The 22,647-nt window shown below is 74.8% G+C and carries 21 protein-coding genes and 1 pseudogene; 8 read left to right on the top strand and 14 right to left on the bottom strand.

All coding sequences use genetic code 11. The features are described from left to right. Window positions 1-17 precede the first annotated feature (17 nt). Window positions 18-518: pseudogene (locus GA0070564_RS04910) on the bottom strand (SMP-30/gluconolactonase/LRE family protein); the annotation flags it as partial. Window positions 519-625: 107 nt separating this feature from the next. Here GA0070564_RS04910 and GA0070564_RS04905 point away from each other — a divergent pair. Next, window positions 626-1,081, top strand: a complete 456-nt coding sequence (locus GA0070564_RS04905) for an Lrp/AsnC family transcriptional regulator (RefSeq protein ID WP_091604572.1) — start codon at window positions 626-628, stop codon at window positions 1,079-1,081. A gap of 47 nt (window positions 1,082-1,128) precedes the next feature. Here GA0070564_RS04905 and GA0070564_RS04900 read toward each other — a convergent pair whose 3' ends face one another. Both GA0070564_RS04900 and GA0070564_RS04895 read right to left on the bottom strand, forming a co-directional pair. Continuing rightward, complete coding sequence (locus tag GA0070564_RS04900) at window positions 1,129-1,734, bottom strand: hemerythrin domain-containing protein (protein WP_091603043.1); 606 nt, start codon at window positions 1,732-1,734, stop codon at window positions 1,129-1,131. Between the two features lie 49 nt (window positions 1,735-1,783). Next, the gene (locus GA0070564_RS04895; protein ID WP_091603040.1) at window positions 1,784-3,553 is read right to left on the bottom strand and encodes a PP2C family protein-serine/threonine phosphatase; all 1,770 of its coding nucleotides are present in this window, start codon (window positions 3,551-3,553) and stop codon (window positions 1,784-1,786) included. A 137-nt stretch (window positions 3,554-3,690) separates the two neighbouring features. On the opposite strand from GA0070564_RS04895, the gene GA0070564_RS04890 reads away from it, so the two are divergent. Together GA0070564_RS04890 and GA0070564_RS04885 are read left to right on the top strand one after the other, a co-directional pair. After that, complete coding sequence (locus GA0070564_RS04890; protein ID WP_091603037.1) at window positions 3,691-4,956, top strand: cyanophycinase; 1,266 nt, start codon at window positions 3,691-3,693, stop codon at window positions 4,954-4,956. Window positions 4,957-5,132: 176 nt separating this feature from the next. Continuing rightward, window positions 5,133-6,395: an alkaline phosphatase gene (locus GA0070564_RS04885; protein ID WP_091603034.1), complete on the top strand. Its 1,263-nt coding sequence runs from the start codon at window positions 5,133-5,135 to the stop codon at window positions 6,393-6,395. A 58-nt stretch (window positions 6,396-6,453) separates the two neighbouring features. On the opposite strand, the gene GA0070564_RS04880 is transcribed toward GA0070564_RS04885, so the two are convergent. Beyond that, window positions 6,454-7,335, bottom strand: a complete 882-nt coding sequence (locus GA0070564_RS04880) for a MurR/RpiR family transcriptional regulator (protein ID WP_218104873.1) — start codon at window positions 7,333-7,335, stop codon at window positions 6,454-6,456. Window positions 7,336-7,460: 125 nt separating this feature from the next. Continuing rightward, the gene (locus GA0070564_RS04875; RefSeq protein ID WP_091603028.1) at window positions 7,461-8,891 is read right to left on the bottom strand and encodes a pre-peptidase C-terminal domain-containing protein; all 1,431 of its coding nucleotides are present in this window, start codon (window positions 8,889-8,891) and stop codon (window positions 7,461-7,463) included. Window positions 8,892-9,102: 211 nt separating this feature from the next. Here GA0070564_RS04875 and GA0070564_RS04870 point away from each other — a divergent pair, with 211 nt between their 5' ends. The 4 genes from GA0070564_RS04870 to GA0070564_RS04855 all read left to right on the top strand — a co-directional run bounded on the left by GA0070564_RS04870 (window position 9,103) and on the right by GA0070564_RS04855 (window position 13,018). Beyond that, window positions 9,103-10,047: a transporter substrate-binding domain-containing protein gene (locus tag GA0070564_RS04870; protein WP_091603025.1), complete on the top strand. Its 945-nt coding sequence runs from the start codon at window positions 9,103-9,105 to the stop codon at window positions 10,045-10,047. A gap of 153 nt (window positions 10,048-10,200) precedes the next feature. Further along, a complete protein-coding gene (locus GA0070564_RS04865) occupies window positions 10,201-11,055 on the top strand; it encodes an amino acid ABC transporter permease (protein ID WP_091603023.1) in 855 nt (284 codons plus the stop codon). After that, the gene (locus GA0070564_RS04860; RefSeq protein ID WP_281182054.1) at window positions 11,052-11,846 is read left to right on the top strand and encodes an amino acid ABC transporter ATP-binding protein; all 795 of its coding nucleotides are present in this window, start codon (window positions 11,052-11,054) and stop codon (window positions 11,844-11,846) included. The genes GA0070564_RS04865 and GA0070564_RS04860 overlap by 4 nt, the downstream gene beginning before the upstream one ends. Then, window positions 11,846-13,018, top strand: a complete 1,173-nt coding sequence (locus tag GA0070564_RS04855; RefSeq protein ID WP_091603020.1) for a M20/M25/M40 family metallo-hydrolase — start codon at window positions 11,846-11,848, stop codon at window positions 13,016-13,018. Before GA0070564_RS04860 ends, GA0070564_RS04855 begins: the two co-directional genes overlap by 1 nt. Here the strand turns inward: GA0070564_RS04855 and GA0070564_RS04850 are convergent. The 8 genes from GA0070564_RS04850 to eccB form a co-directional block, all read right to left on the bottom strand. Continuing rightward, window positions 13,006-13,671 (bottom strand): C39 family peptidase, encoded by a 666-nt coding sequence (locus GA0070564_RS04850; RefSeq protein WP_091603017.1) that lies wholly within the window; start codon window positions 13,669-13,671, stop codon window positions 13,006-13,008. The two genes, GA0070564_RS04855 and GA0070564_RS04850, sit on opposite strands and share 13 nt — an antisense overlap. A 195-nt stretch (window positions 13,672-13,866) precedes the next feature. Further along, window positions 13,867-14,289 carry a pyridoxamine 5'-phosphate oxidase family protein gene (locus tag GA0070564_RS04845; RefSeq protein WP_091603014.1) on the bottom strand — a complete coding sequence of 141 codons (423 nt, stop codon included), beginning with the start codon at window positions 14,287-14,289 and terminating at the stop codon, window positions 13,867-13,869. A 49-nt stretch (window positions 14,290-14,338) separates the two neighbouring features. Beyond that, window positions 14,339-14,671: a DUF1232 domain-containing protein gene (locus GA0070564_RS04840; RefSeq protein ID WP_091603012.1), complete on the bottom strand. Its 333-nt coding sequence runs from the start codon at window positions 14,669-14,671 to the stop codon at window positions 14,339-14,341. Between the two features lie 39 nt (window positions 14,672-14,710). Further along, entirely contained in the window at window positions 14,711-15,559 is an 849-nt protein-coding gene (locus GA0070564_RS04835; RefSeq protein WP_091604566.1) for a hypothetical protein, read from the bottom strand. Between the two features lie 145 nt (window positions 15,560-15,704). Then, window positions 15,705-16,139 (bottom strand): hypothetical protein, encoded by a 435-nt coding sequence (locus tag GA0070564_RS04830; protein WP_091603009.1) that lies wholly within the window; start codon window positions 16,137-16,139, stop codon window positions 15,705-15,707. A gap of 254 nt (window positions 16,140-16,393) precedes the next feature. Beyond that, window positions 16,394-17,803: a WXG100 family type VII secretion target gene (locus GA0070564_RS04825; RefSeq protein WP_091603006.1), complete on the bottom strand. Its 1,410-nt coding sequence runs from the start codon at window positions 17,801-17,803 to the stop codon at window positions 16,394-16,396. After that, window positions 17,796-18,164, bottom strand: a complete 369-nt coding sequence (locus tag GA0070564_RS04820; protein WP_091603003.1) for a hypothetical protein — start codon at window positions 18,162-18,164, stop codon at window positions 17,796-17,798. Before GA0070564_RS04820 ends, GA0070564_RS04825 begins: the two co-directional genes overlap by 8 nt. A 130-nt stretch (window positions 18,165-18,294) precedes the next feature. After that, window positions 18,295-19,773, bottom strand: coding sequence for a type VII secretion protein EccB (eccB, locus tag GA0070564_RS04815; protein WP_091603000.1), 1,479 nt, complete (start codon window positions 19,771-19,773; stop codon window positions 18,295-18,297). Window positions 19,774-19,936: 163 nt separating this feature from the next. Here eccB and GA0070564_RS04810 point away from each other — a divergent pair, with 163 nt between their 5' ends. Then, on the top strand, window positions 19,937-21,109 hold the full coding sequence (locus GA0070564_RS04810; protein WP_091602997.1) for a type VII secretion protein EccE: 1,173 nt from the start codon (window positions 19,937-19,939) through the stop codon (window positions 21,107-21,109). On the opposite strand, the gene eccD is transcribed toward GA0070564_RS04810, so the two are convergent. Further along, the gene (gene eccD, locus GA0070564_RS04805) at window positions 21,093-22,490 is read right to left on the bottom strand and encodes a type VII secretion integral membrane protein EccD (RefSeq protein ID WP_091602993.1); all 1,398 of its coding nucleotides are present in this window, start codon (window positions 22,488-22,490) and stop codon (window positions 21,093-21,095) included. The genes GA0070564_RS04810 and eccD overlap by 17 nt on opposite strands. Window positions 22,491-22,647 lie beyond the last annotated feature (157 nt).

Genomic DNA, 22,647 nt, shown 5'->3' with positions numbered 1-22,647 from the left:
GGAGTCGCACGTCCGGGTCACCAGCCGGGGTAGCGGACCCCGTTGACGTTGACCCGCAGTGAGTAGAGCGAGCTGGAGGCGCAGATGTAGAGGTGGTTGCGCTTCGGGCCGCCGAAGGTGAAGTTGGCGACCACCTCCGGCAGGAGCAGCTTGCCGAGCAGCGTCCCGTCCGGGTCGAAGCAGTGCAGGCCGTCGTGCGCGGCCACCCACACCCGCCCGGCCTGGTCCAGGCGTACGCCGTCGAAGGAGCCGGCGTCGCAGGTGGCGAAGACGTCGCCGCCGCGCAGGGCGCCGTCCCCGGTCACCGTGAAGCGGCGCAGGTGCCGGGCACGGGTGTCCACCACGTACAGCTGGGACTCGTCGGGGCCGAAGGCGAGCCCGTTGGGCTGCCCGAAGTCGTCGGCGACCCGCCGCACGTCGCCGTCGGGGGTGACCCGGTAGACGTGGTTGCCGCCGATCTCGCTCTCGCCGAGGTGCCCCTCGTAGTCGCTGTCGATGCCGTAACTGGGGTCGGTGAACCGATCTACCTCGATCGCCTCCGTCAGTGACTGGGATTCGGCCTGAAGCTATCATTGCCGAACAAGAGTCGGCATGAGCCGATCGCGCCGAACGGAAGGTGTTGCCGGTGGACGACCTGGACCGGGGGCTGCTGGCCGCCCTCCAGCGCGACGCGACCCAGTCGTACGCCGCCCTCGCGGCGGCGGTGGGGCTCTCCACCGGCGCCGCCCACGAACGCGTCCGCAAGCTGCGTGAACAGGGCGTGATCCGACGGACCACGGTGGACGTGGACCCGGCCACCGTCGGCCGCGGGGTGCTCGCCTTCGTGCTGGTGGAGGCGAACGCGTGGATGGGCGACCGGCCCACCCGGGACGCCCTCGCCGCGCTGCCCGAGGTCGAGGAGGCGCACGTGATCGCCGGCCCGGCCTCGCTGCTGGTCAAGCTCCGGGTCGGCAGCCCGGAACAGCTCCAGGCCGCCCTGCGCCGGCTCTTCCAGGTCGAGGGCGTCACCGGTACGCAGACCGTCGTGGTGCTGGAGTCCTTCTTCGAGCGGCCGCCGGACCCCTACCCGTCGACCCGCTGAACGCGACGCGGCCACGCCCCGAGGGGCGTGGCCGCGTCGGAACAGGGTCAGGAGGACTGCTTCTCGCGCAGCTCCGCCATCGAGGTCGGCCGGCCGGAGAGCGCGTCGCGCAGCCGATCGACCAGACCGGTGCCGGGGGCGAGCAGCTTGTTCGCCGGCGGGTGGTCCGGGGCGGCCGGGTGCGGCCGGGTCGGCGCCGCCTTCTTGGCCGCCTGCACCTTGCCGGCCAGCTCGACCAGCTCCTCCCGGGCGCACGCGGCGCGCAGCCGCGGGAAGAGGTCGGTCTCCTCGTCCTGCACGTGGTGGCGGATCGTGCTGGTCAGGTGGGCCAGCAGCTCGTCGAAGCGGGCGTCCGACGGGTCGAGCGACTCCAGCTCCTTCATGGTCCGCTCGGCGTCCGCGTGCTCGGAGATCTCGTGCTCGGCGAGCTGGTCGCCGTCCGGCAGCGCCTTGCGGGCGGCCGGGTAGACGTACGCCTCCTCGGCGATCGAGTGGCGCACCAGCTCGGCGATCACCACGTCGGCCAGCTGCCGGCGGTGCTCCGGCGTGCCCTGCCGGGTCTCCAGCTCGACGAAGATGGCCTCCACCTCGCGGTGGTCGGCGGTCAGGACGTCCACGACGTCCTGATGGTCTGCGGTCTCGTGATGGCTCATCTGGGGGCCCCTTACCGGTGCGGACGGTGGTTGAGGGCCCTGCTACCCGTCAATCCGCGACTGAACCTTCTGCCTCCGGGTCGGTCGGGACCACCACCGGCGCCCGGCTGGCGACCCGCGCACCGGCCGGCGCGGCCGGCAGGCGGAAGCAGAGCAGGGCGATGTCGTCACCCGCCGGGCGACCGTGTCGGGCCGCGGTGATGAGCTGCCCGGTCCAGCCGTCCCCGCCGGCGCCCTCGGCGGCGACCGCCGCGGCGAGCCGGTCGATCCCGGCGTCGATCACCTCGCCCGGCGTCTCGACCAGCCCGTCGGTGTAGAGCACCAGCAGCTCGTCGGCGGAGGCGGCCAGCTCCTGTTCGACGCGGGGCCGGCCGGCGACCCCGAGCGGCCGGCCGGTCACCGCCAGCCGGACCACCGTGCCGTCGGTGCGGCGCAGCAGCGGCGGCGGATGCCCGGCCAGGGCGTACCGGAGGGTGCCGGCGGACGGGTCGACGACCACGCAGGCGGCGGTGCAGAAGACCACGTCGGGCAGGGCGGCGACGTAACTGTCCAACTCGGTCAACAGCGCCGCCGGCCCGGCCACCCGGGCGGCCAGGGCCCGCGCCGCCGTGCGCAGCTGCCCCATCGCCAGGGCCGCCTTCACCCCGTGCCCCACCACGTCGCCGACCAGCAGGGCGTGCCGGCCGTCGCCGAGGGCGATCTTGTCGTACCAGTCGCCCCCGGCGTTGAGCACCGACGGGGCCGGGAGGTAGCGACCCACCGTCCCGGCCGGCAGGTCCTCGGTGAGCAGCCAGCGTTGCAGGTCGACCACCGCGTCGTGCTCGGCCTGGTGCAGCCGGTCCCGTTCGGCGGTGAGCCGGTCGATCCGCCGGCCGGCCAGACCGCCGCTGACCAGGGCCAGGCTGACCAGCAGCACGATCCCGCCCAGTGAACCGGTCAGCTGCCGCCCCGCCGGGCGGAACGCCTCCGCGGCGGACCGTTCCAACACCACGTACTCGCCGAACCGCCCGATCCGGGTCCAACCGGCGATCCGGTCGGACCGGCCGCTCAGCCCCAGCCCGACCCGACCGGCACCGGTGGCGAACTCCGGCCCGCCGGTGGCCAGCCGCCGGTAGGCGTCGCTGTCGTGCACGTCCCGGGTGACGGTCAGCCCCGGACCCACGATCAGCTGCCCGGCCCGGTCGACCACCAGCAGGTCGGTGCCCGGGCCGTAGAACTCCGACCCGATCTGCGTCGCCTGGATCGCGGCCCGCTCCCGCACCCACGACATGCTCCACCCGCCGGCCAGCACGCCGTTCACCCGGCCGTCCGGGCCGCGGGTCGGCACCGCGAAGACCACCACCTCGCCGGTGAAGGCGGGCGAGGTGAGCGCCGGGCTGGTGGTCCACTCCGCCCCGGCGACCACGTCCTGCCACCAGGTGCCCCCGGCCGGCACGTCCACCGCGCCCCGGGTGGCGACCCGGGTGACGCCGTACCGGTCGAGCCAGGTGACCCCGCCGGTCAGGCCGAGGTCGTCGACCTTCAGCAGCCCCAGCCGGCGCTGCACGGCGGCCCGGTCGGCGTCGACGAAGACCTGCCCGGTGGCCACGGCGGCGAGCAGCCGGACCAGGGCGATCCGGCTGCCGTACACGTTGGCGGCGACGGCCTGGCAGCGCAGCCGGACCTGCTCGACGGCGGCGGCCCGATCCGCCCGGTACGTGCTGACCGCGAGCAGGCCGCCCGCGCTGCCCAGCGCCAGGCAGACCACCGCGACGGCGGCCAGCAGCCGGCGGCCCGCTCCGAGGCTGGCGGCCGGCCGGTCAGCCGCTGGTCCCTGCACCGTCCCAACATGCCAGCCCGTTCAGCCAGGCGGTAGTGGCCGTCAGGCTCGCCTCGCAGCCGCCGACCCGTTGTCCCCGCCCCGTTGGTGTCGTACTCTTCCGGTGGCCCGCCCTCACGGTCCCGTGAGGAGCAGTCATGCCCTTGAACCGCCTGCTGACCCTGGGGGTCGGCGCCTGCACGGCGGTCGCGCTCAGCGTGCCGATCGCCGCCGCGCCGGCCTCGGCCGCACCGAACCACCACCACCGCACCGGCGGCAGCCTGGTGCTGGTCGGTGGCGCCCTCGCCGACGACAACGCCGAGATCTACGGCGACATCGTCCGGCTGGCCGGTGGCCCCGGCAAGGCCCGGATCGGCATCTTCACCGCCGCCGCCCCGGTGCCCGCCGAGGACCCGGACGCCGACACCCCGGACTGCAACAACAGCGTCTGCAACGGCGAGTACTACGCCAAGCTGTTCAAGACCTACGGCGTCGCCGACGCGCAGTGGATCCCGATCGACCTGGACCACCCGAAGGCGGCCGAGGACCCGAAGGTCGTCGCGCAGATCTCCTCGATGACCGGGTTCTTCTTCGGCGGCGGCGACCAGTACCGCTACGTCACCACGATGACCCGCGGCGACGCGCAGCGGGACACGCCCGCCCTGGCGGCGGTCCGGCGCAAGCTCCGCGACGGCGCCGTGGTCGCCGGCACCAGCGCCGGCGCGCAGATCATGGCCGGCCGCGACATGATCACCGGCGGCTCGGTCGACCCGGGCCTGCGCGACGGCGCGAAGCCGGGCTACTTCGACGACGGGGACGTGCTCGGCTATCTGCCGAAGGGCGGCTTCGGCTTCTTCACCGCGGGTCTGCTGGACACCCACTTCTCCCGGCGCGGCCGGGAGGCCCGCTCGATCCGGCTCGCCGCCGACACCCACCACCAGCGGGTCTTCGGGCTCGACGAGAACACCGCGCTGGAGGTGACCGGCGTCGGCGGGCGGGCCCAGTCGCTGCGGGTGCTCGGCCAGCGCGGGGTGAGCGTGCTCGACCTGCGCCGGGCCCGGGTGACCGACAACGCCGGGGTGTGGGGCATCGAGGGCGTCCGGTGGAGCCGGCTCACGGCCGGTGACGCGTACCGGGCCAACGGGTGGCGGCCGGTCTTCGCCGCCGGCAAGACCCCGGTGACCGGCGCCGACGGGCCGTGCACGGTGCCGCCGTCGGACGACGTGTTCTACGACTACGGGCTGGTCGGGCTCGCCGAGGGGCTGGCCGAGCAGGCCGGCTGCGAGGCGGTGCACGGCACCTCGTACGAGAAGGACCCGCAGTGGGCCGCGGAGCTGACCCGCGGGAAGGGCTTCGCCGCGTACCGGGGTGCCGGCGTGCCGCTCTCCTTCACCGGTGTGGTGATCGGGATCAGCCCCGCCTGACCGGGGCCACGGGCTCCCCGTCCAGCGGGGCGGGGAGCCCGTTCCCACCCGGGCCGTTGCCCCGGGCGACAAGAGTCCCGCCCCCGGTCGCCGGCTGTTAACCCGCCGGTCAGGAGACCGGCCGCTACTTCCTGTTGCGTGACGGGTGAAGCCCCCGTCCACGCAGGAGGAAACACGTGACTTCCCGAACCACCCGTCGGCTGCTCGCCCCGGTGGTCGCCGGTGCGGTCGCCGCCGCCGGCCTGACCCTGGTCAACCCGATCACCGCAGCGGACGCCGGCGCGGGCAAGGGCCGGGCCCGCAACGTCATCTTCATCAACGGCGACGGCATGGCCGCCGCCCAGCGGGAGGCGGCCCGGCTGTACCACGCCGGCCTCGACGGCCAGCTGACCATGGACGAGCTGCCGGTCTCCGGCCAGCTCACCACCAGCCCGCACGACCCCAAGGCGCCGGTGACCGACTCGGCCGCCGCGGCGACCGCCTGGGCGACCGGTGAGAAGACCTACAACGGCGCGATCAGCGTCGACACCGCGGGCAACCCGCTGCCCACCCTCGGCGCGCAGGCCAAGGCGGCAGGAAAGGCCACCGGCCTGGTCACCACCGCCCAGGTCACCGACGCCAGCCCGGCGGCCTTCTTCGCCAACACCGCCAACCGCTCGGCCCAGGACGAGATCGCCCGGCAGTACCTCGAGGTGACCCGGCCGGACGTGATCCTGGGCGGCGGCGAGGACTGGTGGCTGCCCGCCGGGAGCCCGGGGGCGTACCCGGACCGGACGGCCGCGGACCCGTCGGAGGCCAGCAAGGGCACCAAGGGTGACCTGATCGCCGAGGCCCGGGCCAAGGGCTACCAGTACGTCTCGACCGCCGACCAGCTCCAGGCCGCCCGGGGTGGCAGGCTGCTCGGTCTGTTCGCCAACGAGGAGCTGTTCCAGCAGCGCCCCGAGGGTGAGGGCGACGCCTACGACCCGCCGGCCAGCCTCGCCACCATGACCACCAAGGCCCTCGACACCCTGTCGAAGAACCGGAAGGGCTTCTTCCTCTTCGTCGAGGAGGAGGGGGTCGACGAGTTCGCCCACGAGAACAACGGCACCCGGATGCTCCAGGCCCTCGGTGAGCTGGAGAAGGCCGTCGCGGTGGCCCGCAACTACGCCGCCACCCACCCGGACACCCTGGTCGTGGTGACCGGCGACCACGAGTGCGGCGGCCTGACCGTCGAGGACACCGGCACCGCCGACGAGTCCGGCGACGGCATCTCCGCCGAGGACGGCCCGTTCGCCATCAAGGGCAGCAACCTGAGCTTCAACCTGGACTGGACCACCAGCGGCCACACCGGCGTCGACGTGCCGGTGACCGCGTACGGGCCGCTGGCCGGGGAGTTCACCGGCAAGCACCCGAACACCCACGTGCACGACGTGCTCGCCCGCGTCCTCACCCGCTGATCCCGGCCGCGTTCGCGCCCTCCCGGTCCCGTCCCGGGGCTGGGAGGGCGCGACCGGTTCAGGCGCCGCCGAACTCCTGCTGGGCCGCCTCCATCGCCTTGAGCCGGGTACCGGCCACCGGCCCGAGCCGGTCGATCACCGCCGCCACCACCGTCTCCACCAGCGCCAGCGACGGCACGAAGCTGTCGTACGCCGACGGCGACTCGACCCGGCTGGGGAGCACCACCTCGGCCAGTCCGGCCACCGGGGAGAGCCACCGGTCGGTGAAGAGCACCACCTTGGCGCCCCGCCCGGTCACCTCCCGGGCCAGCTCCAGCGTCGGCTCCTCGTACCGGCGGAAGTCGAAGAGCGCGAACAGGTCCCGCCGGCCCACGTCGACCAGCATGTCGGTGCGCTCCACCGGGGTACGCGGCAGCAGCCGGCTCCCGCCGCGTACCTGCATCAGGTGCAGCACCAGGTAGTGGGCGAGCAGCCCGGAGAACCGGCCCCCGGCGGCGGTGACCCGCAGCTGCTGGTCGGCGAGGAGGCGTACCGCCGCGTCCAGCTCGCCCTGGGGCAGCTCGGCGAGGGTGCCGGCGACCGCCTCGGGCAGGGTGGCGGCGGCCCGGGGGAGCGCGCCCTCCGGCGGAACCCCGGTCCGCTCGGCGGCCCGGTACGCGGTCAGCGGCGACGCCTCCCGCTCGGCCAGCTCGTCGCGGAGCGCCCGCTGGAACTCGGGGTAGCCGCCGAAGCCGAGCCGGGACAGGAAACGCAGCACGGTCGGGGCGCTCACCTCGGACCGCTCGGCCAGCGCGGCGACGGTGCCCAGGCCGGCGGCCGGATAGGAGGCGAGCAGGGCCCGGGCCACCCGGCGCTCGGCCGGACTGCATTCGCCCAGCCGCTGCCGGATCAGCGCGGCCACGCCCACGGCATGCGCCTCCTGCGGTTGATCGGTCGACACCGGGTGAGCGTAACCGGGCGGGTGCCGGAGTCTCGCCCGCCCGTGGACGCACCCCGCCCGTGGACGCACCCCGCCCCCGGCGCGCGGCCTCGCGGCGCCGGGGGCGGGCCCAGGGGGCTGGGTCTTCAGGACTTCGTCACGGTGCAGGTGTAGTCGGCGGTGCCGGAGCCGGAGTACGCCTCGACGTCGACGTAGTAGGTGGCGCTGCCGGAGGTGGTCCGGGTGAGGCTGGCCGACTCGTCGGCGCCCGCCCCGTTGTTGACCGAGCGGGTGACGGTGCTGCCGGACGAGTCGAGCAGGTACAGGTCGGCGTCGTACGCGCTGGGCACCGCGCAGCTGACCGAGAGGGTCTGCCCGCTGTTCACGGTCAGCGCGTAGTAGTCCCGGTCGGTGCTGGCCTTCATGTCACCGGTCAGGGTGGCCGGGAAGGTCAGGCCGGCGACGCTGTTCGCGGCGCTGCGCGTGTCGTTCGGCTCGACCTCGGTGTAGCTGCTCCCGCCGGTCGGGGGCGGCGGGGTGGTCGAGCAGTCGGTGACCGGGGTGCCACTGTAGAGGCTGGCGTCCGCCACGCCGGCATTCACGCTCTTCAGGTAGTAGCCGCAGGTGGGCCGGTTGGCGAAGTTGTACGTCTGGCCGCTGGTCAGCTTCCAGATCTTGAAGTTGGAGTAGGTCAGCGGCTGCCCGGAGACGGCCACCTCGGGCTGGTGGTCGCCGAGCACCACGTACGCGCTGGGTCCGCTGAGGGTGCCCAGGCCGGCCTTGTCGATGTAGATCGAGGCGCCCTCCTCGATGCCGACGCCCCACGCCTTGCCGCCGCTGACCAGCCCGTCCTTGAGCGCCCGGGCCACGAAGGCGAACGTGCGGCCCATCCGGTCGCGGGTGACGAAGTGCGAGTCGTTGATGGTGTTGGCGTAGTTGGGCCAGCGGAACATGCCGGTGATGAAGGTGAGCGACCGGTCGTACGGGTCGGCCAGGGCGGTGGCCGAGGTGGTGCTGGCGGTGCAGGCGTCGTACACGACGTCGCTGTTGATGTGGAGCCCGGCGCTGCCGCCGCCGACCCCGCCGCCCTTGGCCACGACGGACTCGACGGACGCCTCCAGCGCGGTGCCCTTCCAGGCCACGTAGTTGCACTGGTTGCCGCCGGCGAAGTAGACGAACTCCGCGTTGCGGATGTCGGTGTTGACCTGGGTGTCGTTGCCGTCGCGGGCCGCGGTGAGGGTCAGCGTGGTGCAGGAGTTCACCCCGGCCAGGCCGGTGATCACGTCGCACTCCGGGGTGCCGCTGCCGGAGGCGGCGATCACCGCCACGTCGATCGAGCCGGTGCCGCCCCGGATCGCGTCGATCGCCCGGGTCATGGTCGCGTTGATGATGCCGCCGGAGCCGTTCATCGTGTACGCCGGGCCGGACCAGGCGGTCCGCGAGACGTCGGTCGCGCTGCCCTGGCGGACCCGGGTGACCTGGGCCTGGGCTGCGGTCACCCCGATCGGGGCGAGGGTGAGCAGAGCGCTCGCGGCTGCCGTGACGGCGAGCCGGCGGCGGTTGCGGGAAGGGGACATGGGCACCTCCGAGGGGCCACGGATCGATGAAACAGAAGTTACATCCATTAAGTTCACTGGTCTAGACGTAACTTTTGTTACATCGCCGTGACGACTTCGGTCCGTGACCGGCGGCGGCCCGGCGCGTTACAGAAAACTGTAACCCCATCGAAATCGTAACGTGGGTTACAGTCCGGGGGCTGGTTCGTTCTGGCCCCCGGAAGGACACCCCATGCGCATCCGACACTTCGCCCTGCTCGGCGCGACCACCGCGCTGCTCGCCGCCACCGCCGCCTGCGGCGGTTCCTCCTCCACCGCCGGCTCCGGCGACGACGTCAAGCCGGTCTCGGTGACCGTCGACGGGGTCGGCGACGTCACCACCGACACCGCCCTGGCCGGCAAGGTCCCCGCCGACGTCCGCGGCCGGGGCACCCTCACCGTCGCCACCAACGCTCCCTACCAGCCGTTCATCGACTTCAAGGTCGAGGGCAAGAACGACGCCTTCAAGGGCCTCGACTACGACCTGTTCCAGGCCGCCTCGGCCCGGCTCGGCCTCAAGGCCACCTTCACCCAGCAGCCCTTCGACGGCCTGGTCCCCGGCCTCCAGGCCGCCAAGTACGACGCCATCGCCGGCGGCATCACCGACAAGAAGGAGCGCCAGCAGGTCGCCACCTTCGTCGACTACTCCGCCTCCGGCACCGGCTTCCTGGTCAAGACCGGCAACCCGCTCGCCGTCAAGACCGTCGCCGACCTCTGCGGGCGCAAGGTCGCCGTGCAGAAGGCCAGCAACCAGGCGAAGAACCTCGCCACGTACGCCAAGGACAGCTGCGCCGGCAAGGCCATCGAGATCAAGGAGTACCCGGAGAACCCGCAGGCGGTGCAGGCGCTGATCGCCGGCAACGTCGACGTGGTCGCCGCCACCAGGGTCAACCTGGTCGACACCGCCGCCTCGCTCGCCGGCAAGGCCGAGTTGGTCGAGGACGCCTCCGCCCCCAACGGCTGGCTGGCCAGCCCCAACGGCTTCGGCTTCCTCAAGGCCAACAAGGAGCTGGCCGAGGCGTACCGGGCCGCCGTGCAGTCCCTGATCGACGACGGCACGTACACCAAGATCCTGGCCCAGTGGAAGCAGGAGCCGATCGCGATCAAGCAGGCCACCATCGACCAGGCCATCGACTGATCCTGGCGGACCACCACCCCTGATCAGCGGTCGCCGGGCGCCCTCCGCATCCGTGAGGGCGGGCCCGGAGAGGCGCCCGGCGACCGCCGCACCGTTTCCGTTCGCGACCGCGGGCTCCGCAACGCCGCGGACCCCGCCGCTGGAGGCACCGCAATGACGACCGACACCGACACCGTACGGGTGGTCCCCGTCCGGCACTACGGGCGCTGGGCGACCGCGCTGCTCGTGGTCGGACTGGCCGCACTCTTCCTCCGGGCGCTGTTCGACAGCCCCAACCTGGAACCCGGCACGATCCGGGAGTACCTGTTCAAGGACTACGTCCTCGACGGCGTGGTCACCACGCTCTGGCTGACCCTGCTGGCCATGGTGCTCGGCACCGTCGGCGGGGTGCTGCTCGCCGTGATGCGGCTGTCGGCCAACCCCGTGCTGCGCGGCGTCTCCTGGGCCTTCATCTGGGTCTTCCGGGGCACCCCGCTGCTGGTCCAGATCATCTTCTTCGGCTTCCTCGGCGCACTCTTCCCGAGGCTGACGCTGACCGTGCCGTTCACCGGCACCATCCTGTTCGACAAGCCGACAAGCGTCGTGGTCACCGGCACCGTCGCCGCCGTGCTGGCCCTGTCCCTCAACGAGATGGCGTACGCCGCCGAGGTGATCCGCGGCGGCATCCTCGCCGTCGACGACGGGCAGACCGAGGCCGCCGCCGCGCTCGGCATGAGCCCCGCGCTCACCCTGCGCCGGGTGGTGCTGCCCCAGGCCATGCGGGTGATCATCCCGCCGATGGGCAACGAGACCATCACCATGCTGAAGTCCACCGCCCTGGTCTCGATCATCGCCGGCCGGGACCTGATGACCGCCGTGCAGACCGTCTACCAGAACAACTACAAGGTGATCCCGCTGCTGTTCGTCGCCGCGATCTGGTACCTGGCCCTGGTGAGCCTGCTCTCCGCCGGCCAGTGGCTGATCGAGCGGCGGTTCGGCCGCGGCTTCGCCCGGGGAGGCGTCCGATGACCGTCACCGAGCAGACCCCCGTGACCGCCACCCGGCCGATGGTCCGGGCGCAGGACGTGGTCAAGCGGTACGGCCCGATCGAGGTGCTCAAGGGCATCGACCTCAGCGTCGCCCCCGGCGAGGTGAGCTGCCTGCTCGGCCCCTCCGGCTCCGGCAAGTCCACGTTCCTGCGCTGCATCAACCACCTGGAACGGATCGACGGCGGCCAGCTCTCCGTCGACGGGGAGCTCGTCGGCTACCGCCGCCACGGCGAGAAGCTGTACGAACTCAAGGCCCGTGAGGTGGCCCGCCGCCGCCGGGACATCGGCATGGTCTTCCAACGGTTCAACCTCTTCCCGCACCTCACCGCGCTGGGCAACGTGATCGAGGCCCCGATCCGGGTGCTCGGCACGCCGCGCGACAAGGCCCGTGCCGAGGCCCTGCGGCTGCTGGACCGGGTCGGGCTGGCCGAGAAGGCCGGCAACTATCCGGGGCAGCTCTCCGGCGGGCAGCAGCAGCGGGTGGCGATCGCCCGGGCGCTGGCCATGCACCCCAAGCTGATGCTCTTCGACGAGCCCACCTCGGCGCTCGACCCGGAGCTGGTCGGCGAGGTGCTGGACGTGATGAAGGGGCTCGCCGCCGACGGGATGACGATGATCGTGGTGACCCACGAGATGGGCTTCGCCCGGGAGGTCGCCGACTCGGTGGCCTTCCTCGACGGCGGGGTGGTGGTCGAGGCCGGGCCACCGGACGAGGTGCTGGGCAACCCCCGGCACGACCGGACCCGCGCGTTCCTGGACAAGGTGCTCTGATGGGCCCGCTGCTGGCGGCGGCCGGGGACCGGCTGGCCGCGTACCACGACCGGCTGGCCCGGCTGGTCGCCGTGGACTCCGGCTCCGGCAACGTCGAGGGGCTGCGCGCCGCCGCCGACCTGGTGCAGACCTGGTGCCTGGCCGCCGGGATGGCGGTCGAACGGGAGGCGGTCGCCGACCCGGACGGCCGGCCGCTCGGCGACGTGCTGGTCGCCCGGCGACGGGGTCGCGGCACCCGCCGGATCCTGCTCGCCGGTCACCTGGACACCGTCTTCCCGCCCGGCACGGCCGCCGCCCGGCCGTTCCGGGTGCAGGACGGCCGGGCGTACGGGCCGGGGGTCAGCGACGACAAGGGCGGGCTGCTGGCCGGGCTCGCCGCCGTCGAGGTGCTCACCGCGCTGGGCCTCGACGGGTACGCCGAACTGGTGCTGGTCTGCACGCCGGACGAGGAGATCGGGTCGACCGGCAGCCGTCCGCTGCTGCGTACCCTCGGGGCCGAGGTCGACGTGGCGCTCTGCCTGGAATGCGCCCGCGACAACGGTGACCTGGTCTCCGCCCGCAAGGGCGTCGCGGACCTGGAGGTGACCCTGCGGGGCCGGGCCGCGCACGCCGGCATCGAGCCGGAGCGGGGCGCGAACGCGCTGCTCGCCGCGGCCCGGCTGACCGTCGCGCTGGACGCCCTCAACGGGCGGTGGCCCGGCGTCACCGTCAACGTCGGCCTGCTGGAGGCCGGTGGCCGGCCCAACGTGGTCGCCGACCGGGCCCGGCTCCTGATCGACCTGCGCGCCTGGCGCACCGGCGAGTACGAGGCGGCGCTGGCCGAGATCCGCCGGCTGGTCGCCACCCCGATGGTCTCCGGGGTCCGGGGCGAGCTGGCCGTGCACGCCCCCACCCCGCCCTGGGAGCCGGGCGCCCGCGGTCGGCGGCTGACCGAGCTGGCCGGAAAGGTCGGCGCCGGCATCGGCCTACCGGTGTCGCACACCGCGACCGGTGGCTGTGCCGACGCCAACCTGCTCGCCGAGGCGGGCGCGGCCGTGCTCGACGGGCTCGGCCCGGTCGGCGGGGACGACCACAGCCCCGCCGAGTGGCTGGACCTGGACTCGGTGGTGCCGCGGGTCGCCCTGCTCGCCGGCCTGGTCGACGAGGTGTGCCGCTCGGGTCAGGAGCTGTAACCGCGGCCGGCGATCCAGTTGGCCAGCTCGGTCACGTCCATCCAGTACTCCGGCTCGTCCGGGCGGGCCGGGTCGGCGATCAGCACGGTGTCGCCGCCGTCCCTGTACTCCACCACGGTCAGGTAGTGGCCCGGGTAGCTGTGCTCGACGCCATCGACGTCGCGCGCGCCGCCCAGGATGTTGGCCACCACCGGCCGGCCCTGGTCGACCGCCGAGCGCACGTCGGCCCGCAGCCGCTCGACCTGCTCCCGGGTCGCCACGTCGTCCCGGATCTCGGTGGTCCGGTACCTGCCGCCGGTGTACTCGTTGAGCACCCGGGTGATGTCCAGCGCCGAGTCGGTGCCGTTCTCGGTGGTGCCGAGCTTGCGGGCCAGCTCGTCCTGGCTGACCTCCTTGCCCTCGGCGGACAGGGCGATCCGGGTGGAGGCGGGGCCGCAGTAGAAGAAGTTCGGCTGCGCCTGGTACTCGTAGCCGGCGCGGCGCTCGCCCTTGCCGCCCTTGGCGTCCTTGCCGTTCTTGGCGTCCTTGGTCGCGGTGACCGGTTTGGCCACGGCGGGTGCGGCCTGCGCGGCCACCGCCGGTCCGGCGATCACGCCACCGGACACCAGCAGGCCGGCGACGGAGAGCATGCCGTTACGGAAGATCGGATGCATCCCTGAAGCTCCATTCGGGGGGTTTGCCGCCCGCGCCGGGTTCGTGGACGCGGGCGCAAGCACCGGGAAGGGCGCTCGACGTACTCGGGGTCGTGGCGGTCCTGGTCGGGCCGCCACCGGTGAGGCACAACGACCCGCAGCGGAGGATGATTCCGCCCCGTGCGCTCAACGGCCACGCGGCTGGGGCCGCGCCGGTCAGTCGGGCAGCGGGGCGAGGCTGCCGAGCAGGCGGGTGACGGCGATCTCGATGACCACCCGCTCCGGATTCGGGCGGGGCTGCCGGTAGCGCTCGGCGTACCGGCGTTCGGCCTCCGCCACCGCCTCCGGATCGGTCCGCAGCACCGCCCGCCCCTCCACCGTCAGCCACCACCGGCCGTCGACCTGGCAGACCGCCACCGGTGTGCCCTCAGGGCCGGCCGCGGCGACGTGCCGGGCCTTGGCCGAGGTGCCCGAGGTGATCACCCGGGCCAGCCCGGCCTCCGCGTCGAAGGTCACCCCCACCGGTACGACGTGCGGGGTGCCGTCGGCGCGCAGCGTGGTCAACGTGGCGAGGTGCCGTACCCGGAAGAACGCGTCGACCCGTTCGTCGCGTGGGTCCAACCGGTGGTCGCCCGCCATGTCCCGTCCCCTGTCCTGAAGATCCGGGCCGGATGTCCGGCCCGCCCGATCATGACACGGGGCGGCGGAGCCGGTCCGGCTGCGGCGGGAAGTCCTGATCGCCGGTCAGCAGCCCCTGGGCGCGGCGCCGGTGGACCAGCCGGGTGAGGAAGATCAGCGCACCGGCGAGCACGCCCAGATCGTCCAGGTAGATCGGGTCGGGGAGCAGGTCCACCGGGGAGATCGTATAGATCAGCGCGCCGTAGAACGCCACCTTGCCGCCCACCCCGAGGGCGCCGAGCATCCGCCGGACGCGGACCACCCGGACCGCGAGCAGCACCGCGCCGACCAGGGCGGCGAGCAGCACCACTCCGGCGATCACCAGCAACCACGTGCGGTCCATACCGTCACGCTAGCCGAGCCCGGCCGGCTCCGCCCGCCGTCACCAGGCGGCGACCGCCGCCCGTCCCGCGGGCCGACCGGAGGTCACCGGGGTCAGGTCCCGGGTGTTCCCGTCCACCGTCCGCCGGGCCGCCGGGCCCAGGTCACCGGTGGTGTCGGCCGCCCGCCGCAGGTCGGCGAGGAGCGACACCGGCTCGGCTTCCGGCGTACGCCCGGCCGCCCGCAGGGCCTCCTGGCGGAGGCTGCGCGCCGCGGCGGCGGCCAGTTCGGCGGCCCGCCAGGCGGCCTGCTCGCGCTCGTGCGCCCTGCGGTGCCGGGCGAGCTGGTTGTCCAGCACGGCCCGCCGCAGCACCAGCTCCTGCTCGACCGGGTGCAGCCGCGGGTCCCAGCCGTTGCGGTGGGCGAGGGCGTCGGCCAGCTGCTCCGCCGAGAGCTCCCGCCGCTCGTGGGCCTCCCGGGCGACCCGGTGCAGGAAACGCTCCCGCTCGACGTACTCGGCGGGGGTCCGGGTGGTCTGCGGCAGCGGCATGGCGGCGGCGGCGTCGAGCCGGCGGACGCCCGCCTCCGCCTCCTGGGTGGCCTGCCACGCCGCCTCCACCTCGTCCTGCGCGGCCAGCCACTCGGTGCGGCGGCGCTCGGCGGTGGTGGCGGCCCGGTCGGCGGCCACCGTGATCTCCTCGGCGTACCTGTCGAGTTCCCGCTTCTCCGCGGCGAACTCCAACGTGCTGGGCATGGCCGCGCCGCGGATCCGGCCGGCCACCACCGAACGGAAGCGGGACGGTCGGACGACCAGCCCGGCCACGGCGATCGCCGGGACCACGAGCAGGGCAAGCCAGATGACGGCGGCCTGGGGGACGTCGAGCATGACGGAGGAGAGCACGGTCTGCATCACCAGCACCTAACGGTGGGAACGATGTGGACGGAAGGTCGGGTACCCGGTCGGCGGGTTCGGCACACGGGCCACGGCGCGGCGACGTACGCGTGCCGGGGTGGCGGTCCGGCGCGGCCGAGCGGGCGCCGGGAGTTGCCGCTGCTCAGCGCGGCGGAGGGCCCCGCCGGCCGACGGAGTCCCGGCCGGGTTCGGTCGACGGCGCGACGACCGGCGAAGGGTGGGGCGCCCGGGCGTCGGCGGACCGGTCGACGGAGGCGACGACCGGCGGCGCGGGCTGCACGGCGGCGAGCGGCGCGTGCCGGTCGGACCCGGACGGGTCGACGGTGGTGGCCGGGGCGGACCGGGCGGCTGCCGACGTGGAGGCCACGGGCAGGGTCGCGCCGGCGTCCGGGGACGGGTGCGCGACGGCGGTCGCCCAGAGGCTCGGGGAGGCCGTCCTGGTCTCCGGCATGCCGGCGCCGAACGGGCCGCCGAGGCCGGCGGCGAGGACCAGGGCGGCGATCGCCAGCCGGGTGAGGCTGCGCAGCGAGCGGAGCGTCGCCGGCCAGTGGGGGCGGGCGATCGCTACGGGCAGCACGGGTCCAACCTATCGTCCGGTCCGGTCGACCGCAGCTCGGCGAGGTCGGCGAGGCCGTGACCGCCCTCACGTCGAGCACTGTGGACCGACCGGTGTCGTCGCGCCCGGACCCTCCCCGCCACCTGCGGCGAAGCGTGGCTTCCCGGCCCGTGCTGCGGCCCGTTGATCTTGGTGGGGCGGGGGTTCAGGGGGAGAGTGGGCGATGGCCCGCCCCGGGGTGCGGGGCGGGCCATCGAGGCATGTCGGGTCGTCGGTCAGCGGTCGGTGCCGAGCACCGGCGGGGCGCCGGCCTCGCCGTCCTGCCAGACCATCTCGTCCTCGGTCAGCCAGGTGAGCCGCTCGTCGGTCTCACCCTCGTCCTGCCCGCCCCGGCCACCGAGCACCCCCGGCCGCCCGGCCCCGGCGCGGCCGCCGTTGCCGACGCCCATCCCGGACCGGCCGGCCTCGCCACCGAACGCGCCCGAGCGACCCGGACCGCCGCCGGTCGCCCGGCCGGCGGTGAGCCGGCCGCTGCCGGCCGCGGAACGGCCCTCGGCGCCGAGACCCGCGCCGGCCCGGCCGGCCGCGAGTCGACCGCTGCCGGCCGCCGAACGTCCCTCCGCGCCGATGCCACCGGCGCCCGCGCGGGTCGGCACGGACGTCGCGGGCCGCGCCGACCCGGCCAGCGCGCCGGTGCCGAGCACCCCGCCGACCGCGGCCGCCGTCGCGCCGCCCCCGAGGAGCAGGCCGCTGCCGCCCCCGGACGGGGTGGTGACCGTGCCGGCCGGCTGACCGGCGCCGCCGGTGAGCAGGCCGGAGGCCGCGCCCGGCTGGACCCCGGCGAGCGAGGTGCCGCCGGGCTCGGTGCCGGTCACGCCGCCGCCGCCACCGATCGGGTCGACGACCGCGCCCGCCGTGCCGGACGGGACCGCGCCGACGGAGTAGCTGCCGGAGTGGGAACCGCCGCCGGCGCCGCCGGTGGGGGAGAACCCGGAGACCGAACCGGTCGGGCTGGTGCTGCGGCTGCCGCCACCGCCCGAGCCGCTGCCCAGGGCGGAGACCGAGCCGACGCCGCCGACCCCGCCGATCCCGGCCGCCGCGACGGCGGACCCGGTCAGGCTGCCCGGCATCTCCGGGTGCGGCGGCGGGGGCGGGAGCATCCGACCGTACGCGGAGGTGTCGTAGCCGGCGGCCAGCTCGGCCACCACCTGCACCATCCGCTGCCGGGCCCGCTCCTGCTCGGCCTTGTCCTGCTCGTGGCCCATCAGGCCGCCGACCACCGCGCCGGCCACCCCGAAGACCGCGCCGCCCCGGACCGCACCGGAGATCGTCCGGTCGTTGTCGTCGGTGGCCTCCGGGCTCTCGGCGACCTGCTGAGCCGTGGCCAGGTGGCCGGACATCAGCGACAGCGCCCGGTGCACGTCGGCCATGCCGTCGGAGAGGGCCCGCGAGTAGTCGACCACCAGCCCCAGCCGGGCCTGGAACTCCAGCGCGGCGGTGCCCGTCCAGCTGTTGCTCAGCTTGTCGAGGTCGGCGCCCAGCTCCCGGGCGAGGCCCTCGACGATGTCCCTGGCGGCGGTCCACTGGGCGGCCAGGGTCTCCACCTGCCCCGGGTCGCCGGCCTTGACGGCGTCGTACAGCTCGCGGTGGCTGGCGTGCTGGTAGCGGCTGGCGTAGTCAGACACCCTGATCCTCCCCCGCCCCGCCCAGCGCCGCGTCCACACCGCTGAGCGCCTGGATGATCTCGGCGGCGTTGGCCGCGTTGCGCTCCTCGGCCGTCCGGTAGTTGGTGATGATCGTGTCGGTCGCCGCGTCGGCGGCAGCCACGGCCAGCCGGAGCCGGTCGACCTGCGTCACGTAGTGCACCAGCACGTCGCCGTAGCGGTCCGCGTTGTCACCCGCGTCGGCGAAGCGGCCGAGGGCCGGCGGGCGGCCCGCGCCAACACCGAGCTTCCTGAGCGTGGCCTCGGCCTCGGCCAACCGGCCCGCCAACCGTTGCTTGAAGTCCTCAAGGGACAGTACGTCGACTGTCGTACGCCCGGTCATGGCTGCATCCCCGTAGTCATCGTCGATAACCGTTGCCCAGGCTCAGGTTAGTCGACCCGGACCAACCGGGGCGACCCGTCGACCGTCGAGACCCGACGGTGCGGCCGCCCTGGTCGGCCCGATGCTGCGGTCAGCCGCCGGAGCCGTCCCGAGTGACCGAGGGCGACGGACTCTCCGGCCCGGGTGAGCGGCGCCCGGAGGGCTCGAAGAAGGTCCGGGCGGCCACCCGGTCCAGGGTCGGCCCGGTCGGCACGAGAGCGAGCAGGGACGCCGGAACGGTCAGCGGGGTCACCCCGGCGTAACCCAGCGCGGCCATCGCGTCCCCACCGCGGGTGCCCAGCGGATGGCGTACGCCCTGCGAGCTGATCAGGTAGACGGTCGAGCCGGCGGCCGGCTCGCCACCCTCCCCGGAGCCGGCCGCGGCCCGGACCAGGACGCCCTTGCCGCCGGGGAGCACCACCCGGTCGGCGGTCCGTACCGGGTCGCGGGTGCCCTGCCGGACCGCCCGGTCCTCCTCGCTCGGCGGGGTCAGCTCGGCCGGCGGACGGTCGAACGCCTCCACCGTCGTGCGGGGCGGCCCGCCGTCCGGGCCCTGCCGGTAGGTGGCGCAGAGCACCGTCTCGCCCGACCGCGCCGGTTGCATGGCGGGCATCCGCGCCGGCATCCCCGGCGCCTCGAGCGGCTTGCGGACCAGCAGCTTGCCGGCGAGGTCCGGGGTGATGTCGGTGATCCGACCGCCGTCGCCGAGGAGCAGCAGCGCGGTCACCTCGCCGATCGACACCAGCCCCTCCCGGGTCAGCACGTAGTGGCTCCCGGCGGCCCGGAACACCTGGCCGATCTCGGCCGGGCCGTCGCCGACCGCCAGCCCGCTGCGCTCGCCGTCCCCGTCGACCCGCGGCGCCTTGAGCACCGGCCCGGCCGGCACCGCGTTCAGCAGCTGCTCGCCGACGTCCAGGGTGGTCGTGCCGGTGATGCCCAGCGCGGCCACCGACGTCTCACCGCCGGCCAACTGGAGGCGGGAGTTGTTGGTGATCAGGTAACGCTTCCCGCCGGTGGTCGCCAGCACCGCCCGGTCGGTGAGCGGGGTGCCGCCCGGCAACGGCCGGTCGATCAGCAGCTGGGTGGTCGGGTGGCGGGGGTCTGTCGGGTCGGGCACCGTGCAGACCGACCAGGGGAGGCCGACCAGCGACTTCGGGTCCGGCAGATCGTCCGGGGCGCCGACGATGCCGACCGTACGACCACGCGGCCGGTCCTCGATGGAGGCCCGGGACATCGTCCGCACCTCGACGTCCGGCTTGTCGAGGATCAGCCGGGCCGAGGCGTAGTTCAACGTCGGGTGCAGCCGGCCCTCGACGAAGACGTACGTCGCGCCGGTCTCCCGCTCGATCACCAGGGTGTCCGCGGCCAGCGGGGCGGCGTTGCCGGTGAGCTGCCCGTACGCCCCGGCGCCGCCGAGCACGACGGCGGCCGCCAGCACGCTGCCCAGGACGGCCAGGCCGAGCCGGCGCATCGGCAGATTGTTGGTCTCCGGGTCGCCGGAGAGCACCGCCGAGACGATGCGGCGGGTGACGAACCGGTACGCCTGCACCTGATCGCGGCGGGTCCGCATGAGTAACCTCCGGCCGGGGGTGGATCCGCGGCACCGAAGGTCTCGTCGGCGTCGCGGGCTTCCCTACGATAAGGGGCCGCAGGCGGGTCATCGGGACCCCTGCCGTCCCCCGCGGCGACAGCTCCGGCGGACCACCCGCCCCGTCCAGAGAGGACGCCCAGCGATGATGCAGGTCCAGGCGCCGCCCGGCGGTACGACCACCGCCACCGCCGACCCTCCGGCGCCGGCCGCCGCCCGGCGGGCCCGGGGGCGGATCGGCCCGGTGGTGGTGGGGCAGCTGGTGGCGGTCGAGCTCTGCGCGCTCGCCGCCGGCCTGGCCCTCGGCGGCCCGACCTGGCTGCTCGGCCTGGTCGGGGTGCTGGCCGCGCTCGGGGTGCTGGCCACCTTCGCCCGCCGCGGTGGCCGCTGGTGGCACGAGGACCTGCTGCTGCGCCGGAGCCTGCGGCGGCGCCGGCAGGGCGCCCGGGCGGCGCTGGCCGGCGGCACGGAGGACGTCCGGTTGGCCGCGCTGGCGCCGGAGCTGACGGTGGTCGAGCTGACCGAGCGGGGCACCCGGCTCGGCGTCGGGCAGGACGCGCGGGGCTTCTTCGCCGCGGTGGCGCTGGTCGGCCGCGCCGACGTCGGGGGCGGCTCGGTGGAGGCGCCGGCCGTGGACCGGGCGCTGCGGGTGCTGGCCGAGTTCACCGGCCCGGTCACCGCCACCCAGGTGGTGTCGCACACCCTGGTCTGGTACCCGGTGCCGGGCGGTCCGCCGGCGGCGCACCGCACGGTCTGGGTGGCGCTGCGGCTCTCGGTGGCCGACGCCCGGGCGGAGTCGGTGAGCCGGGGCGGCGGGCTGCGCGGCGTGCATCGCACCGTGGCGGCCGGGGTCGGCCGGCTGGGCAAGGTGCTCACCGCGGCGGGCCTGCCGCACCGGGTGCTCGGCCGGGACGAGCTGCGCGCGGCGGTGGTCTCCGCGGCCGGTCTGGACCTGGCGCCGGAGCCCCCGGCGGAGACCTGGACGGGGCTGCGCGGCGGCGGCTGGACCCAGCGCTGCCTGGCCCTGCGGACCCGGCCGGGCACGCCGCTGGCACCCCTGGTGGACGCGGTGACGGCGACCTCCGCGCCCTCGCACACGGTGGCCGCGACGGTGCCGCCGGGCGGCCGGCGGGTCCAGCCCCTGCTGCGGGTCGCCGCCACCGACAACCACGTGGACGCCCTGGTCAAGGCGGTACGCGAGGTGGCCCGCCGGGCCGGGGCGCCGACCCGGCCGCTGGACGGGCAGCACGCCCCCGGGGTCTACGCCACCGCCCCGGTGGCGGCGCCGTCGCCGGCGACGGTCAGGGCCGCAGGTTGACGATCCAGCCGTACAGGCCGCAGACCCAGACGGCCAGCGGCACCAGGGAGACGATCACCAGGATCTCGACGATGTCCAGCATCCGGCCCCAGAGCGGGGAGATCGGCTTGCCGGCCACGGTGAGCCCGTAGATCAGGCTGACCACCGCGGCGAGCAGCAGCCCGCCCAGCACCACACCGAGCCGGGTGCCGAGGCCGCCGGCGGTGAACGTGGCCCAGCCGGCCAGCACCAGGCCGGCGGTGCCGGCGAGCAGGACGGGGGTGCGCTGGGCGCGTCCGACGAACGGGCGGGCCCGCAGCAGCGACAGCACGGCCAGCACCAGGCAGAGCAGCACGGCCGGCAGCCGCCCGTCCACGGCCAGCACCAGCTCGCCGCCGAGCACCAGCAGGGCCACCGTCCAGAGCAGACCGGTGAGGAACTGGTCGGCGCGTTCGCTGAGCCGCAGCACCTGCCGGCCGTCCACGGTCTCGGCGTCGGTCTTCAGGTCGTCCGGGCCGGTCGGGATGGACGGCACCGGCAGCCGGGCCAGCCGGTACGCGGCCATCGGCAGCATCGGCAGGGTGCCGAACGCCACCGTCGCCACGATCGCCGCCGCGGCCGCGGGGGTGGCCCCGAACACCGGGCAGACCACCGCGCCCAGGGCCACCGCCGCGCCCACCGAGGTGGCGCCGACGAAGAGCGGCAGCCGGTCGCCGACGGCCAGCGCGGCCAGCGCGCCGAAGACCGCCACCGCCGTCGCGGCGAGCAGGACGTGCGCGCTGGCCAGCTCGCCCAGGGTGCGGTCGCCGGCCAGCACCAGCAGGCCGCCGACGGCGGCGAAGCCGGTGCCGGCCAGGCCAAGCAGGGCGCCGGTCCGGCTGTCCCCGGCGGCCCGGGACAGCACCGCGGCGCCCACCAGCAGGGCGACCGCGACCAGCAGCGCGGCCAACGCGCCGGGCAGCTGCGGCGGTCCGGCGAAGAGCGTCGCCGCCGCACCGGCGGCCAGGGTCACACCGGTGAAGAGCACCGAGAAGGAGCGGGTGGTGTCGACCTGCCAGGCGCCCGGCCGCTGGTTGGTGGCGGTGGCCACCGCGTCCACCACGTCGTCGAAGACGATCTCGGGGGCGGCGGCCGCGCGGGGATTGAAGTAGAGCACCTCGCCGTCGCGGATGCCGAGCTGGGTGGGCGTACGCCCGCCGTCGAGCGGTGGGCCCCCGAGCCGGGCCAGGCTCCACCCGCCGTGCCGGACCCCCTCGTCGGCCAGGTCCTCGCCGGCGTAGCGGAGCAGCGTCGGCAGCAGGTCGGCGAGCGGGACGTCCGACGGCAGGGCGAGGTCCATCCTGGTCCGGGGGGCCACGACGGTGATCCGGCTCAGCCCGCCGGTCGCGGTCTTCGTCGCCACTGTGGCCTCCTCGTGCTCGCCTACGATCCACCCGACCGGCGGCGTCCGCCCCCACGGGTCCACGACGCCCCCGGGAGATTACCTACGATGGCGGTCGCACAGGTTGCCCACCCGACGACTCGCCGGCCGTTGGCCGACCACGATCAGGGCCGCTTCT

This window comes from Micromonospora mirobrigensis, from assembly GCF_900091555.1.
GTDB classification, from domain to species: Bacteria; Actinomycetota; Actinomycetes; order Mycobacteriales; family Micromonosporaceae; genus Micromonospora; species Micromonospora mirobrigensis.
The sequence above is the reverse complement of the archived record's forward strand: the minus strand, read 5'-3'. Positions and strand labels throughout refer to the sequence as shown.